The 15,341-nt window shown below is 64.5% G+C and carries 11 protein-coding genes and 1 pseudogene; 2 read left to right on the forward strand and 10 right to left on the reverse strand.

Annotation, left to right across the window (positions count from 1 at the left end):
• Positions 1 to 99: 99 nt before the first annotated feature.
• Both ACH4S9_RS27200 and ACH4S9_RS27205 read right to left on the reverse strand, forming a co-directional pair.
• Positions 100 to 1,110 carry a zinc-binding dehydrogenase gene (locus ACH4S9_RS27200; RefSeq protein WP_398374165.1) on the reverse strand — a complete coding sequence of 337 codons (1,011 nt, stop codon included), beginning with the start codon at positions 1,108 to 1,110 and terminating at the stop codon, positions 100 to 102.
• Positions 1,103 to 1,543: a 4-oxalocrotonate tautomerase family protein gene (locus ACH4S9_RS27205; protein ID WP_398374166.1), complete on the reverse strand. Its 441-nt coding sequence runs from the start codon at positions 1,541 to 1,543 to the stop codon at positions 1,103 to 1,105. Before ACH4S9_RS27205 ends, ACH4S9_RS27200 begins: the two co-directional genes overlap by 8 nt.
• A gap of 104 nt (positions 1,544 to 1,647) precedes the next feature.
• On the opposite strand from ACH4S9_RS27205, the gene ACH4S9_RS27210 reads away from it, so the two are divergent.
• On the forward strand, positions 1,648 to 2,241 hold the full coding sequence (locus ACH4S9_RS27210; RefSeq protein ID WP_311722074.1) for a TetR/AcrR family transcriptional regulator: 594 nt from the start codon (positions 1,648 to 1,650) through the stop codon (positions 2,239 to 2,241).
• Here ACH4S9_RS27210 and ACH4S9_RS27215 read toward each other — a convergent pair whose 3' ends face one another.
• The 4 genes from ACH4S9_RS27215 to ACH4S9_RS27230 form a co-directional block, all read right to left on the reverse strand.
• Positions 2,242 to 3,882 (reverse strand): hypothetical protein, encoded by a 1,641-nt coding sequence (locus tag ACH4S9_RS27215; protein WP_385340045.1) that lies wholly within the window; start codon positions 3,880 to 3,882, stop codon positions 2,242 to 2,244.
• Entirely contained in the window at positions 3,879 to 4,868 is a 990-nt protein-coding gene (locus tag ACH4S9_RS27220; RefSeq protein ID WP_385340043.1) for a histidine decarboxylase, pyruvoyl type, read from the reverse strand. The genes ACH4S9_RS27215 and ACH4S9_RS27220 overlap by 4 nt, the downstream gene beginning before the upstream one ends.
• 39 nt (positions 4,869 to 4,907) lie before the next feature.
• A complete protein-coding gene (locus tag ACH4S9_RS27225) occupies positions 4,908 to 6,284 on the reverse strand; it encodes a C45 family autoproteolytic acyltransferase/hydolase (protein WP_398374168.1) in 1,377 nt (458 codons plus the stop codon).
• Positions 6,285 to 6,619: 335 nt separating this feature from the next.
• Positions 6,620 to 9,757 (reverse strand): BTAD domain-containing putative transcriptional regulator, encoded by a 3,138-nt coding sequence (locus ACH4S9_RS27230; RefSeq protein WP_398374169.1) that lies wholly within the window; start codon positions 9,755 to 9,757, stop codon positions 6,620 to 6,622.
• A 1,145-nt stretch (positions 9,758 to 10,902) separates the two neighbouring features.
• On the opposite strand from ACH4S9_RS27230, the gene ACH4S9_RS27235 reads away from it, so the two are divergent.
• Complete coding sequence (locus ACH4S9_RS27235; RefSeq protein ID WP_398374171.1) at positions 10,903 to 12,177, forward strand: tetratricopeptide repeat protein; 1,275 nt, start codon at positions 10,903 to 10,905, stop codon at positions 12,175 to 12,177.
• A 15-nt stretch (positions 12,178 to 12,192) separates the two neighbouring features.
• Here the strand turns inward: ACH4S9_RS27235 and ACH4S9_RS27240 are convergent, their stop codons facing one another.
• The 4 genes and pseudogenes from ACH4S9_RS27240 to ACH4S9_RS27255 all read right to left on the reverse strand — a co-directional run bounded on the left by ACH4S9_RS27240 (position 12,193) and on the right by ACH4S9_RS27255 (position 15,234).
• The gene (locus ACH4S9_RS27240; RefSeq protein ID WP_398374172.1) at positions 12,193 to 13,116 is read right to left on the reverse strand and encodes a carbohydrate kinase family protein; all 924 of its coding nucleotides are present in this window, start codon (positions 13,114 to 13,116) and stop codon (positions 12,193 to 12,195) included.
• A 489-nt stretch (positions 13,117 to 13,605) separates the two neighbouring features.
• Positions 13,606 to 14,265: a Glu/Leu/Phe/Val dehydrogenase dimerization domain-containing protein gene (locus tag ACH4S9_RS27245; protein WP_398374174.1), complete on the reverse strand. Its 660-nt coding sequence runs from the start codon at positions 14,263 to 14,265 to the stop codon at positions 13,606 to 13,608.
• Positions 14,244 to 14,438: a hypothetical protein gene (locus tag ACH4S9_RS27250; RefSeq protein WP_398374450.1), complete on the reverse strand. Its 195-nt coding sequence runs from the start codon at positions 14,436 to 14,438 to the stop codon at positions 14,244 to 14,246. Before ACH4S9_RS27250 ends, ACH4S9_RS27245 begins: the two co-directional genes overlap by 22 nt.
• Positions 14,435 to 15,234 (reverse strand): annotated as a pseudogene (locus tag ACH4S9_RS27255) (NAD(P)-dependent oxidoreductase). The gene ACH4S9_RS27250 and the pseudogene ACH4S9_RS27255 overlap by 4 nt, the downstream one beginning before the upstream one ends.
• Positions 15,235 to 15,341: the final 107 nt, after the last annotated feature.

A 15,341-nucleotide genomic window follows, 5' to 3' on the forward strand; every position in this document is an offset into this window, starting at 1 on the left:
CCATCGCCCGCGCGGAGGTGGCTGTGGTGTGCCGCAGGTCGTGCCCGCCGATCCGCGGCACACCGGCGCGCCGGGCAGTATCGGGCGCTGGGGGCGTGGTCAGCCGTCGGCGCGGACGAAAACCGGTTTGAGGTGTTTCTCCGGCAGCGTGTCGGGGAGCTGTTCCCAGTCGAGGACGTGGGAGACGACCCGTGCGGGGTCGACCGTGCCGGAGCGGGCGAGTTCGAGGGCGTCGGGGATGTGGTTGCGGACGTTGTCCCGGGCGATGCGCATCGTGACGCCGGTGAGGTACATGTCCAGCAGGGGCAGCTCGCCGGGGCGGAAGTGGTTGCCCGCCGATTCGCAGATGCCCTCCGGGGCGAGGGACTTGACGGCCAGGGCGAGCTGGCCGACGCGGCCCGTGGCCTCGACGGCGATGTCGAATCCGTGCCGGACGGGCTCGAGGGTCTCGGCGGTGGCGGCGCCGTAGCCGCGGGCGATCTCGCGGTGTCCGGGGTCGGGGTCGACGTACAGGACCTCGGAGGCGCCGAGCGCTCGGGCGATGTCGCACACGTACAGGCCGATGCTGCCGCGGGCGACGACCAGGACGCGCGCCCCCGGCCTGTCCTTGAGGTGGGGGGCGACCAGGCGCCACGACAGGGACCAGTTGTCGCCGGCCGAGGCCATGGCGACCGGGTCGAGGTCGGCGGGCAGGGGGACGAGCATGGCGTCCGCCCACACCACACGGACCAGGTCGGAGAAAAGGCCGCCCCAGCTGCCGCCGATCGGCGCGCCGTACATGGCCATGTGCGGTACGGCCGTGCAGTGCGCGGTCAGCCCGGCGCGGCAGTGGCCGCAGGTGCCGCAGTTGAGGGACCAGGGGACGACCACCAGGTCGCCGGGGGCCACGGTGGTGACGGTGTCGCCGGTCTCGACGACCCGGGCCACGCATTCGTGGCCAAGGGCGAAGGGCGGGTCGACGAAGGTGTGCCCGGCCAGGATCGCGGAGTCGACGTCGCAGGTGGTGGCGGCCACCGGGGCGACGATCGCCTCACGGTCGGAGCCCAGCCGGGGGTCGGGCGCCTCGCGCCATTCGACGGTGTGCCGGGCGACGTAGGTCAGTTCACGCATCGGCCCGCTGCTCCTTCGCGAGCGCGACCAGGTCGGCGTAGCGGATGACGGAGCCGCCCGCGCCCCAGGTGCCGTCGGGCTGCTCGTGCACCAGCACCCACACGCGCAGGGCGTCGCCCGGGTCGGCCGGGGAGAGCCCGGCGGCCGCGAGCACGGTCCTGGTGGCGTCCTCGACCAGGCCGGCCTTGCGCCGCTCGGACAGCGCCCCCTGCGGAACCGTCACCTCCACGAGGAACCGGGGCGCGTAGTCCTCAGCGGTGGTCTGCGCCCCCTCGGGCAGCTCGACGAGGTAGCTCCACGCCTGGGCGCGGAAGAACGCGGTGTCGGGTGCCCCCTCCCAGCGCAGCAGGACGGTGGCCAGGTCGCGCTGAACGGTCCCGCGGCCCTCCTCGGTCAGGGAACCGGGCGGGGCGGTGAGCCGGATCATCGGCATGGCGAAGTCTCCCTATCGTGCCGTACGCAAGATCTATGACAGTCGTTATAAGCGGGGGCCACGCTAGACTATGACAAGCGTTATATCCAGAGGGGAGCTCGGCCTTGGCCAAATCCAGCGCGCCGTCGCGCGAGCGCATCGTGGCCGGTGCGGCGGACATGATCAGCAGACGCGGTTTGAGCGCCACCAGCATCCGGGAGCTGGCCAAACACGCCAAGGCGCCGCTTGGCTCGACCTACCACTACTTCCCCGAGGGCAAGCAGCAACTGGCCACCGAGGCGGTGCGGTACGCGGGCGAGGCGGTCGCCCGCATCGTGCGCAAGGAGCTGGACGCCGGCCCGGCCGCCGGACTGCGCGCCTTCCTGGCTCTGTGGCGTGGCATCGTCGTGGAGAGCGACTTCCGCGCCGGCTGTCCGGTGCTCGCCGTCTCCGTCGAGGAGCCGGCGGCGGACGGTGAGATCCCCCCGTCCCTCGTCGCCGCGGCCGAGGCGTTCGATTCCTGGGAGCAGCTGCTCGCCGAAGCCCTACGGAAACACGGTGCCGCCCCCGACCAGGCTACGGGCCTCGCGGCCCTCATCGTGGCCTCCGTCGAGGGCGCCATCGCCATGTGCCGCGCCAAGCGGAGCATGCAGCCCCTGGACCGCGTGGCGCAGCAACTCGAAGCGCTGATTGTCAGCGCCCTCGACCACCCGGCCTGATTATGCGCGCAGTTTCCGATCGCAGATGGTCCAGGGGTAGAAGCCCATGGCGGACGCCTTGGTGTTGAAGTCCTTCACCGTGCCGGCCTTCGCGACGGCCTGCTGTTGGAGCTGCCCGTAGCGGATTCCGTCGATGGCGTAGGCAGGGGCGTAGCCGGGCTGGGCGAGGAAGGTGAAGCACTCGCCGAACAGGAACTCCTCGGTCAGGCCGGTTTGTTCGCCGGCCTGGTCGAGGAAGTCCACGAATGTGCGCCACCCCATGTTGACCTCGACGTCGCACATCGCCCGCAGGTGGCGCACCACACGCCAGATGTAGGTCTCGAACTGGGCGGCGCGGATCGCCTGGGACTGTTCAGCGGTGGTCTGCCCGTACAGATTCAGGTAGTCGCACTGTCTGCCGGTGAGGCCGGAGTGTCCGACGATGTCGGCCGCCGCGTGCGAGAAGTCCCACTCGCGCCAGAACGCCTGCCCCTCCGTGAGGGGCACCTGCATCGGCCCGGCGAGGTTGAGCAGGGGCGAGTCGGCGCGCTGGGCCGAGAGCACGAAGTTGATGCCGTGCGAGTACTCGTGGACCACGACGTTGAGCATCGTGAGCAGCGCGCTGGTTTTGTCCTCGGTGTAGTAGAGACACGACTGCGGTTTGTCCGTCAGGAAGTCGACCGCGATGTCCTGCCCGCCCGTGATCATCGGCTCCAGGTAGTGCGGCGTCGGGCTCAGCTTGAGTCCTGCGGGGACCTCGACGAGATACGCGTCGGCGAAGTTCGCGCAGATCTTCGCGGCGTCCTTGACGCGGATGGCGCCCACCGGCCACTTGCGGCCGACTTCGGCCCACACGTCGCCGACGGAGGAGCCGCGTGGCAGCCTCAGCAGGGACGCGAGCTCGGCGGCCAGGGCCTTCACGATGGTCAGGTCCTGCTCGAGCCAGGTGGTCGCGGTCGTGTCCAGGTCCGCGGCGCTGGGGACGAAGTCGTACAGGTCGGCGAGGAGCTGAGGATATCCCTCGGTGTACGTGGGTGCGCCGGTGTGTTCCCGCAGAGCGTGGATCACGGTCGGGACATCGTCCGCGTCGAGCCCCTTGATCGATCCGTCCACTGTCTGCTTGAAGTGGTCCAGTTTCTTCAGGACAGTGTCGATCTTCGCCGAGTGGTTCTTTTTGAGGATCCGCATCGTGGCTTCGCAGTAGGCGGCCGCGGTGAGGCACTGCCTACGGTGAGTGACGTCGAGCGGTATCTTGGTCAGCCGCTCCGTCTCGAAGTCGATCTTCTTGGCGGCGCTGTCGAGGAAGCCGGGAAGCCACTTCCTGGGGTCGGGGCGACCGAACGCCTTGCCGGTGAGGAGATCGATGTAGAAGGCCCCGTCGCCACAGTCCTGGACCGCCACGCCGGGCTGTGGCCAGGCGAGCTGCGTGGCGAGCAGCGTCAGCTGCCTGTCGGCGGTCGTGCGCAGGTCGGCGTCGGAGATCTCCGGCAGGCGCTTGCGGAGGGCGCCGATCTTGTCATTGGCGTCGTGCACCGCATCCGTGGTGGGGATGAAGAGGTGAGCGATGTCCTTGTTCTGTGGCCATCCGGAGGTGTACCCGGCGACTGGGAAGAGCTGCGCCCACTGGTCCGTGATGTCGTTCTCGAGCTTGGTGGCTTTCACGGTTGCTCCTTCGGTGCGCCGACGACAGAGCGGTCCGGGTAGGGGTAGTCGGGAAGCTTGTCGCTCCACCGTGCCGACTGCCACGTTGCGAGGTCGCTGTCGACCAGCTTGTCCGTCGTCCACTTCGTCGGGAGATCGTTCTGGGCGAGCAGAACGTACGGGGCACAGGCGAGCGCGGAGCCCACCTCGCCGGGCGCGGCGTACACGGCTCGGCTGACGGCGAACATCTTCGAGTAGGCCTTCTTGCGGTAGTCCGCTCCGCACATCTGGACGCTTTTCGCCACAGCCCACTCGTGCTTCAGCAGGAGGTCCTTGACCTGGTCGCCCGTGGGGAACACCGTCTTCGTTCCGTTCGTCTCGTACGGACGCGCGGGGAATTCGCCGCAGTCCTCGATGAACAGGTTGCTCTCCGTGGGGTCGTCCGCGATGGCGATCGCGATGAAGGCCCAGGCGTAGGAGGGTCCGCGTACGGTGATGCTCTTGTTGGCGCAGATGACATGGGCTCCGGGGAGGGGCGGGTGCCGTGGGACGTCAACGGTGCCGAAGAGCCGATAGGTCGCGTCGAGCAGGGGCGTGGCGTCGTAGACGTCCAAGGATTTGCTGCCGCCCCCATTGGCGGGAACGGTGAAGACCGGAGTCTTGGGGAGTTCCGCCTCCGCGAGGTGGTATCCCCAGAGGGCGCCGTTCAGCCCGCAGAACGAGGAGGCGGTGCCCATGTTGATCTGGCTGATGTTGGCGTCGGTCGCCTCGCATCGGTCGTAGGACACGATGTTCTCGGTGCCCTCGTCCAGGATGTCGGCCTCGTCGATCTTCACCGTGCCCACGGAGAGCTTCATGGTCGCGATGTATCCGGTGCCCTGCGAGGAGGGTGTGGGTGCCGGGTTGGTGCCCACGGGGTTGAGGTAGCCCATGGCGTACTCCTCCATGGGACCTATGGCGTTCCGCACCACGGACTTGATGTCGCCGGGAGTCGGGTTGTTCGGCATGTCGTTTCCCTTTCCAGCTCGGGTTCTCGACGCTGTCGTTCACCGCTTCGGGGGGAAGGTGGCCCACTGCCGGGTGGGCCGGTCGCGCAACCAGCCCGTCAACCACTCGTACTGCGGGTGTGTCGCCAGGAAGTCCTTGGCGTCGAAGGGGAGGCCGCAGGAGTTGCCCCAGCGGGCCTGGAAGGTCATGTTCGCCGCCATGTCGCTGTCCATGACCTTCCCGTCGTTGGCCCCGTGGGGGTAGAAGGGCTCCCGGCCGTGATTGCCGGCATGGCCGTCATCGAGGTCGAGATGTCCGCAGACCGACCGTGAACCGGGGCGGATGGCGTTGTCGCAGTAGACGTCGTGGTGATCCGCGATCACCTTCTGCGCCTGCTCGGCGGTCATCCGTACGGAGTTGCCGAGCAGCTGGTCGAAGCGCACGCGCCGGGCCCCGTTGCCGCGGAGGTCGGAGTAGGCGCCGGGATCGGAGGTCTCCTGATTGCGCACCCTGAGGTTCGAGGCGACGTTGTAGCAGGCGAAGTATCCGTCGGTGCGTTCCTCGGAGCCGTGTTGGGCCGAGCCCACATCGATGCGCGCGATCCTCTTCTTCGCGCTCTTGGCCTCTCCGACGAGCCATGTGTTCGCGTAGCCCCCGTTGTTGCCGTCGAGCATCCGCTGCTGCCATGTCTCGATGCTGTCGCCGTACTGGGCGGCCTTTCGGGAACGCTGGAACTCGGGGGTTTTGCCCTTGAGGAAGTGTCCGGTGAAGCTTCCGATGGTCGTTTCGCAGATCATCAGCCCCGCGTCGGTCACCACCCAGTCCGCGCCGCTGGTGATGTAGCCGGGGGCCGCTTGCATCAGCACGCGATGTCCCTTGCCCGCCGGAGGGACGATGTCGAGGATGATGTTGTAACACTCGGCGATGGCGTAACGGTCCCAGGTGTTGTGGGCCATCACGATCTTCCCGCCGTCGCTGGCCGCGCCCGTGGTGGCGAAGGCGCTGCACCGCCCCGAGGAGCTTCTGACGCGCGTGCCGACGGCCGTGTCCTGCGGCGGATCCAGCGGCCACCACGTCCCGACCAGCTCGTTGTACGCGTTCCAGGCGATCAGCACCTCTTCGGTGATGGGGACCTTTCGCCTGGGTGTGAACGCGGCCTTTCCGCCGGTGGCGCCCTTGACGATGCCCCTGATCTCGTCCAGGTATTCGTCGTCGAGGGGCCCGAACGCCTCCCCGACCAGACCGGCGAAGTACTTCAGGTTCTCACCGGTGTCCCACTCGGCCATGAAGTCGCCGACGTCGAGGGCGTCTCGTAGTTCCTTGGCCAGCGCTTTCCCGTGCTGTTCGCCGCGGTGTTTCGCGTCTCCTTCGAGACGAAGGTAGATCCAGCCCTCTTCCGGCACCGGCTCGCCCGGCGGCACAACCTTGTCGTCCATGGGATATCGCCCATTCACGAGACATTGTGTGTGTCGCCCCCGGGTCGGCCGCCTCCCCGCCCGCGCCCCCACTGGTGGCCAAACCCCCGCATATCACCATAGGGCAACTCGCGAGCCATCGCGCGACGCGGCGCGGGCCCTGCCAGCTTCCGGAGGGTGGTCAGCGGCCCGGGTCGAAGCGGCCGTGAGCTGTCCAGAACTGGTCAACGGCTCATGGAAGGCTCGATGGTTGGTTTTTCGGTGCGGCACCATGTGATTATGCCGCAGCGCGAGCAACTCAGCACCCTCCGCCGCGCAGCATGCTGACCATGGGCGCCCTATGGCGGTGGATATCTTTACGGAATTTCTCCACCCAGAGAGTTGAGTCGCTGCCGTATCGATTCTTCCTGTTGAATGAGATGTAATTCTTGGTAAATCCGCAGTGCTGCGGCCAAGTGTGCTTTGGCGGCATCGGCTCCCTGGATGCCTCCGATGATTCCAGCAATGCCCTCATGAGCGTGAGCCTCCTCGTACCGCCTGCCAAGATCCTGTGCGACTTTAAGTGCTTCGCGGTAGGTCTCTAGGGCAGTCTTGTCCTGGCCGCATTCACTCTGTATCGCTGCTGTTGCCGCCAGAATGCGTTGTCTCTGTTGCTGGTCGTCAATCTCTCGCGCTATTTCGTCGGCATGAGCTAAGTGGTTGCGGGCTTCAGTATATTGTCTCCGCGCCAGATGCGTGATGCCGAGGTTGACAAGCGAATCTGTCTGACCTGCCTTATCGCGTATGGCTCCATAATTCTCCAGTGCTTTTTGAAAGTAAGCCAGTGCCTGCGCACTGTCGCCCCCGTTGCGGCATACGTTGCCGAGGTTGTTGTAGAGGATCGCGAGCTGTTGTCTGCCGCCGAATTTTCTCACAAGAGCGAGTGATCTTTCATAGTACTCTCGTGCTTCTTCTTGGCGTCCCTGTAGGCTGTGAATTTCGCCGATATTGTTAAGCGCTTTTATCTGGCCGTGCATGTTCCCGTTACTCTGGTGTAGCTCGAGTGTGGCGCGGAATTGGCATGTTGCTTCCTCGAGATGCCCGAGATGTGCCAGTGTTATTCCTTGGTGATTGAGCGCCTCTGCCTCCCCGCTGAGGTTTGCGATCTGTCGATGTAGCGGTAGGGCTTCGTGGAAATTTTGGAGTGCTTCATGTAATCGCCCTGAGACGAGATCAACGATGCCTATTTGCTCAAGTGCTTCAGCTTGGATCCACACGTCACCCATGTTTCGGCCACGCGCCAGGGCCTCCTCTGCGTGCCGGAGGGCTTCCCTGTGAGCGCCTTGGGGGCGCAGGAGAGCAGCACGTTCGATGAGAAACTGAGCGGTCGCTGTAGCATTGTCCTGGTTGCGGGCAACCGTTAGTGCCGATGCGTTGAGGCCGGCAGCCACGTCCCACATGCCCCAGACGTGGAATGCGTGGTCGAGCACGTGGGAAAAGAATATGGCGTGCTCAGGATGCTCCGATGCGGCTAGACGGGCGGCTGCGACAAGGTTTCCGCGGTTTAAATCAAGCCATACCGACGCTGCGTCTGCTGTGCCAAATTCTGGCATCATGTGCGAGAGGAGTGCCTCTGAAACGTCAAGACGCCGACGTTGCGGGTACGCCAGGCGATCGCAGATGTCGGCCACTGCGAGGTAATGATTCAATACGCGTCGTTCGGCATCCCGGCGCTCGGACTCAGTATCATGCTGTTCACCGGTCTTCCGAGCGAAGTCACGGACCATGTCGTGAAAACGGTAGTGATCCTTTACGGGTTCTTCCAGAAGATGGGCATCGACCAGTTCGTCCACGCTTCTACGGGCTTCAGCGAGGTCTACGCCGGCGAGTTCTGCTGTGGCGTGAAGAGAAAGATCGGGACCGGGGTGCAGAGCGAGGAAGCGGAAGAATCGCTGATCCTTCTTGAGGAGTTCGGCGTAGGAGAGATCGAAGGCGGCTGCGATGCCAAGAGGAGTGTCGATCTCTTCGAGTAGATTGGCCGATTGCTTTAGCCGCTCAGCAAGATCATGTACGTCCCAGGCATCGCGATGTCGAAAACGGTTAGCAGCGAGGCGGATGGCCAGGGGGTGCCGGTCACAAAGGGCTACAATCTGCCGCACAGCAGAGCTGTCGAATTTTCGGTGGGAGCCTGCGATGCGCGTGAACATAACAGCGGCTTCCGCTGTGTCCGGAGCATCGAGAGAGAGCGACTGAGCTCCTTCTAGATCCGAAAGTCGATGGCGGCTGGTGACAAAGACTTGGCATGTTGGTGTACCGGGCAAAAGCGGTCGAATTTGCGTGGCGCTCCGCGCGTCATCGAGTAGCAGGAGCACCGAGCGGTGGGCAGTGCGTGTGCGCCATAGGGCCGCCCTCGCGTCGAGACTGGCAGGGAGCCCTTCGGCAGGTACGCCAACGGCCTGGAGCAGGATTGCGAGCGCATCCGCCGCATCGACCGGTGGTTGCCCATGATGGGCACGTAAATGGACGTAGAGGCATCCATCGGGGTAGCGAGCCCGCAGGCGGTGTGCGGCATGGGTGATCAGCGCCGTTTTGCCGACGCCGCCCATTCCATGAATGACAGTGAGCGGCAGTGCGGTTGCCTTGGTGCTGGGCGTTGCCAACAGCACAGCCAGTTCGTATCTGCGCCCGCTGAAGTCACTGATGTCACGAGGAAGATTGTCCGGAGGACCGAGGGGTTGGCGGCGAACTGGCTCGGAAGGTTGGAGTAGGAGACCGGGATCTCGCTTGAGGATGCGCTGATGGAGGTTCTCAAGTTCCGGGCTCGGATCAGCACCGAGAATTTCACCGAGACGTCGTCGCGTGTCCCGGTATACGGTGAGGGCAGCGCCGTGTCGACCGCATCGATGGAGTGCCAGCATTAGGTGCTTGGCATAGGGTTCCGGATCATGCTCATGATCTGCCAAGTTATAGAGCTCCGCCACGAGATCGGCATGGCGGCCGAGATCAAGCTCTAGGTTGATGCGTTGTTCCCTGACCTGTCGCAGACGCTCGGATAACCTCCGCCTCATAGCAGTGGCCCAGCCTCCGCTGAATTCAGCGAGCGGGTCGGAGCGCCAGAGGGACTCCGCTTGGCGTAGCAGCAGTGTTGCATGCTGGATGTCGCCCTGATGGGCTGCTTCGCGGGCCTGAAGATACAGGCGCTCGAATCGTCGGAGATCGACTGCGTCTGACGGAACATGGAGGGTGTAACTGCTGGCGCTGAATCCGATGCTGGCTTGATCACCAACGGCAGCTCGCAGCCTGGAGCGAAGGCGCGAGACATTGCTTTGCAATGTGGCCGTGCCGCTGGCAGGAGGGGAGCTATCCCAGATTCGTCTTATCAGTGTGTCAGCCGGAACGGGAGCTCCGTCCGCACATAATAGAACGGCAAGGAGATATCTCTCCTTCGTTGAACCGAGGCGTTGCTGTGAACCGTTGACCCATAGCTCCAGCGGGCCCAGTAATTGGAACTCCACCAGCGTCCCCTTCGCGCCGGTCGCTCCCGTTCATCGCCTGAGGTGGCCCAGTATGGCACGTACATGCCATAGTGGATAGAGGGTGTGTTACCGGGCGGATGCGCTGGGCATATTGATCTCGGATGCGTGCCGTTGGCGTGTAGGGGATGTGTCGCTGGTGAGGGGTGAAGCGTTCGTTCGACACGCGTATCGAACAGTGGATTGATCGCGGAGTTGTGTGTCCGATGCACGCGTCTCGGCCTGGAGGCGGCTTGAGCGAAGATGACGATGTAGGGATGCTGGGCAAGGCAGCTGGCTCCCCGGGGGCATGGCGCACGGTGGGGCACAACATCCTGGCAGGTACAGTCCACGGGCCCAGCGTGCAAGCCGCCGCGATCTACGGGGATGTATACATGGGTGCCAGTGCTGCCCACCACCCGCGGCTAATTCCGTGGCAACTCCCTCCAACGCCACGTCACTTCATTAACCGAACCGAGAGCCTTGGGATCCTCAACACGCTGCTCGAGCGTACGATGCCATCTGCGGCGATCATTACCGGCCCTGCAGGTGTTGGTAAGACATCCTTGGCCCTGCGGTGGTTGCGTGATCACAAGGAGGACTTTCCTGACGGTCAGCTGTACGTGGATCTACGCGGGCATTCCCATGGGGAGCCAATCGCTCCTAGCGCGGTCCTTGCGCAGTTCCTTCGGGCGCTAGGCGTGCCGGCCGACCAGGTTCCGGTGGAATTCGCAGAAAGAGTCGCTCTCTACCGAACTGTCACTGCTGAGCGGAACATTGCGGTTTTGTGTGACAACGCACTGTCGGCAGCGCAAGTCCGGCCGCTGATACCCGCGTCTCCGAATGCGTGCTGCTTGGTGACAAGTCGGTGGCGACTAACCCCACTGCTTCTTGACGGCGCTGAGCTTGTTTCTCTGGACCCGCTGGACCTCGACGCTGCCGTCGAATTGCTGGGTCAGATCGCAGGGTGGGACCGTGTCGCGATGGACAGCGCCGCTGCGCGGAAAATGGTGGCGTCGTGCGGATGCTTCCCACTCGCAGTATGTGTGGGCGCTGCGCTGCTGGTTTCCAGGCCGGGGTGGACCGTTGCTTCGGTGGCTGCAGAGCTCACGGCCCTTCGTTCGGCTGGACCCGATGAGGAGGTCTCCTTGACTGCCAGCCTTGATCAGTCGTACGAAGTACTGTCTGAGGGTGCTGCACGCCTGTACCGCCGCCTCAGTCTCCATCCCGGAGCCGCGTTCGGCATGGAGGTGGTCGAGGCGGTCGCCGCAACAACACCCACTATCGATCATGTGTCGGATTGTCTGATGGATCTTGTCGATGCCAATTTGCTTTCCTCACCCGAGCCTGAGCAATTGCGGTTCCACGACGTGATTCACCAGCATGCCCGAGGCCGCGCCGAGTCGGATGAAACCGGAGGCCAGCGTCGCGAGTCTATAACACGCATCATCGATTGCTACCTTTCCAGCGCAAACGCTGCCGACCACATCTTGTACCCGCAGAGACGGCGACCTCGAGTGGAGTACACATATCCAGACAGCCCTCGGGTAAATTTCACGGATACCACGTCTGCTCTCGAGTGGTTTGATCGCGAACGCGGTAATTTGCTCGCTGTCCAGCGGATGGCAGAGAATTCGGGTCTTGATACGGAGACATGGCAGCTGGCCGAGGCCATGTGGACCCTTTTCATCCATCTCCGGTATCACGATGACTGGATCTCCTCTCATGAACTAGGTGTCACTGCGGCAGTACGATGCCGCCACCCGGTGGCCGAGGCCAGGCTGCGGACCGGACTCGGTATCGCGCTACGGGATGCTGGCAGGCCGAAGGACGCCTTGCGAGAGTTCACCTCGGCGCTCTCCCTGCGCCGTGAGATTGGCGACCGTAGGGGTGAAGGGCTTGTCCTCCACAACATCGGCCTCACCCACCGGCGTCTGGGGGATTGGGGGAAGGCCCGTTCCATCCTGCAGACGGCTATTTCCGTCCGTGAAGAGGCAGGTGACACTCGCGGAACCGCCCGCGGATTCGCGGCTCTAGGTGAAGTAGAAAGCCTGACGGGGCATCATGAATCAGCTCTGGCTTACCTGACGCTGGCGCGGGAAGCGCTCATCAATACCGGGGACCCCTACGAGGCGCTCACCGAACGGCTGGTCGGTGAAGCACACCTGCGCGCTGGCGATGTTCAGGCTGCACGGCGCCACCTCACGGCGGCTCTGGAAGTGTTGCGCGAAGCCGGCGAAGCCTTTGAATCGGGTGCAATTTACGAAGCATTGGGCACACTCGCGCAGCGTGAGAACGACACGGCCTCGGCTCGACGCTTTTACACGCGAGCCGAGGCTGTTTATGCCCGGCTCAATGCTGAACGGGACGCTCGCCGGGTTGCAGATCTTCGTGGGAGTCTTGGAGCGGGAACTGATCGGTGACTCCCCCCGTTTCGCCTACCGCCATGTACCCACTCGGGTCTGCACCGGGTACACACAGCGCAGAGCTGCGAGTTCCCCGTCGGTCAGAAAGCCCTCTGCAGCAGACTCTGTACCGATTTTCCAACCAGCGAAGATCACGGCCGACTCCAGCGCCTCTACCGGCTCGCCGGAGGCGAGCCATCCGTGCAAGAAAGCGGCGAACAGTGCGTCTCCGGCGCCGTCGGTGTTGCACGCAGGCCGCGGATTCACGGCTGCGATTTCGACCAGTCTGCCATCCCTGAGGCCCATCACGCATCCCCGATCGCCTTTGCCTACTGTGGCGATGCGGCATCCTGGGTACCGCAGGAGCACGTTCGCGATCCACTCCTGTGGGGAGCAGGAGAGCCCTTCGTGACTGCGGAAGATCACGTCGGCGCACTCCAGCCATGGTTGCCGACTGATGTCATCGTGGTCCCTGGCTGCGTGCAGATCTGTTGCGATCGGCAGCTGCAGTAGCTCCTTCGCCACCCGCAGGAAGGGTTCGCCGAAGGGATTGCTGCTGATCACCGCAAGATCGGTGCCAACGGCTTGTTCGATGAAACTCTGCATTGGGTAGTCGGACGGGGTGTTGGCCCAGCCGCTGCGGGCCACGCGTCCATCAGACTCAACCAGAATCACCGTTTTCGCCGATTCCGGAACAGCGACTACACCAGGCCCGAGTAGCCCGGAGCGCTGTAGTGTTGCCCTGATGACTTGCCCTGCCGCGTCGGAGCCCACCGCTGTACACAGCCGAGGTGTATCCCCGAGGCTCAGGAGGGCACTTGCGATGTTGTACGCGCCACCTACCACCGAGCACCGCATCCATGCTGGTCGCCGGTAGGCGGTGTAGGCCAGCGGGAATCCTTCGACCGGCATGATCATCGACAGCCGAGTGACCCCCGCGATAACTAAGTGTGCCATTTTTCTTTATGTCTCCCCCTGTTGGTTTTTGCTGCTTGAGGGCCGTGGTCCGCAAGGGGTAGGGGGATCACCCGCAACGCCTCGCTGGGGCCCGCGGTTTCGAGCATGGGGGAGGCGCTTGGACGGAACGCTTGCAATGCGCATGTAGAAGTCTGTCCGGTGAGGACTGGCGCTCGGCGGTGTGGGTGTCCTGGGAGAGGTTGTTGTGTCCGCCCTCAAGTGCCGGGATGGGATGCTCTCGATGGGTCGGTTGTATTTTCAGTAGTGGCAAATGCAAACCAAGGGGGCTCCTTGATTCGATGGAGGTGGGTCGCTTTTGTGTAACATCGACCTTCGCCGCCTTGTTGCTTGTGGTGAAGGTCGATGTTGCGCCACGGTCACTTGGCCCGAGTGGGAGATGTCCTTTTATTTACCTTATACGCTAGATCATGAAGCGCAAAATGTCCATCATGATGGGGATTGCGTAAGTAGTGCTCAATGCCGCAACAGTCACCTTAAATACTGTGTGCCGTCGAGACTGACGCATGCTTCTCCTTCTGATGATAAACATGGATAAAGGGGGGCGGCGCTCGCCGTGAGTTCAGACCCTATCACTGAATGCGATCTTACGCTTACGCTCAATGGTGTTTGCGGACGCGTATTGATCCGAGTCTCCAGCCATGCGGTAGTCCGTGGATTTCTCCGGGTTCGCACAGCCGACGGGTGGTGTTCTGCTGCATCTGCAGGGCGGACGTCGCTTTGCCCGGGCCGAAGAACACGCCCGCCTCCCGTAGAAGGGTCACGACCCCGGGCGCACCCGGCATCGTGGCGCCCTCCGCGAGGGCGAGGGCCTCGTCCGTCGATCTCCCGGGAGGTCACGCTGCTGTCACCGGCCGGCACATCGATGTGCTCGCCGAGGCGACGATGGAGCTCGGCCATGACGGACTGGCAGAAGTACATGAACTCGGTGTCCGAAGGGACCTTGGGACCGACGTCGCTGGCGCACTTCCCGCCTCCGAGGCCGGTCAGGGCCTTTTTGAGGACCTGTTCGAAGCCGAGGAACTTCACGATGCCGAGGTTCGTGCCGGGACGGAGGTTAGGTGCAGTCGTCCCTCGTGCGGGCCGAGCGCGCTGCTGAACTCCACGCGTTAACGCCGGGTGACCTGCCACTTCGGCTCACACACGCGCTTCACGATGCGGGAGTTCACACACTCCGGGTAGGCGGCCGGCACCGGCGCGAGTACCTGGAGCACTTCGCGGGCCGCCTGGTGGAACTCGGGCTCTCCGGTACTGCAGCGCACGAAATCGGGGAGTACGGCGTCGAAGTGGTCGGTTGAGTTCACTGGTGTCTTCCGTCTTCAGGTGCGACGGCCGGGGTGCCGGGCAGCGGGGTGCGTGCGGGGTGGTCGTGGAAGACGTCGAGGATGTTGCCGACGGCCAGGTCCACCATGGCGGCGCGGGTGTTGTCCGTGGCCGATCCGATGTGCGGCAGCGTGACGACGTACGGCTCGGTGACCAGCGGGGAGAGGTCCTCGCCCATCGGCTCCCGCTCGAACACGTCGAGGCCCGCTGAGTGCAGTGTGCCCGCCCGGACCGCCTTGAGCAGTGCCTCCTCGTTCACCACGTCACCGCGCGAGGTGGAGACCAGGGTCGCTGTCGGCTTCATCGCGGCGAGTTCACGGTGGGAGATCAGATGCCGCGTCTCCGCCGTGAGTGGCACATGCCGATGTCCGCCTCGGCGAGCAGTGTCTCCAAGCCGACCGGAGTCGAGAGGCCGTCGTCGGCTGCGTACGGGTCGTGGTGGATCACGCGCATCGCGAAGCCCTGCGCGCGGCGGGCCACCGCGCGGCCGATCTGGCCGTAGCCGACGAGGCCGAGCGTGGCCCCGTGGACATCGAGGCCCAGGTGGTCATGCATCCGGAAGGTGTCCCAGCCGCCCCGCGCCAGGGTGGTGGCGGCGCCGAGCCGTCGGCGGGCCGCGAGGAGCAGGGCGAAGGTGAGGTCGGCGGTGGTCTCCGCGAGGACACCGGGCGTGTGGGTGACGACGATGCCGCGCTCTGCGGCGGCGGTGCGGTCCGCGTTGTCGAAGCCCATGCTCGCCAGCGCGATCACGCGCAGGGACCCGCCGGCGGCGTCCATCAGTGCGGCGTCCACGGCGTCGTTGCCCAGGGCCTAGGCTGCCGGTGCTGCCGGGGGCTAGGGGGGCGAGCTCCGCGCCGCTCGCCGAGGTCCTGCTGGACCACCCG

Origin of the sequence: Streptomyces sp. NPDC021225 (assembly GCF_044332865.1) — a bacterium.
Classification (GTDB): Bacteria; Actinomycetota; Actinomycetes; order Streptomycetales; family Streptomycetaceae; genus Streptomyces.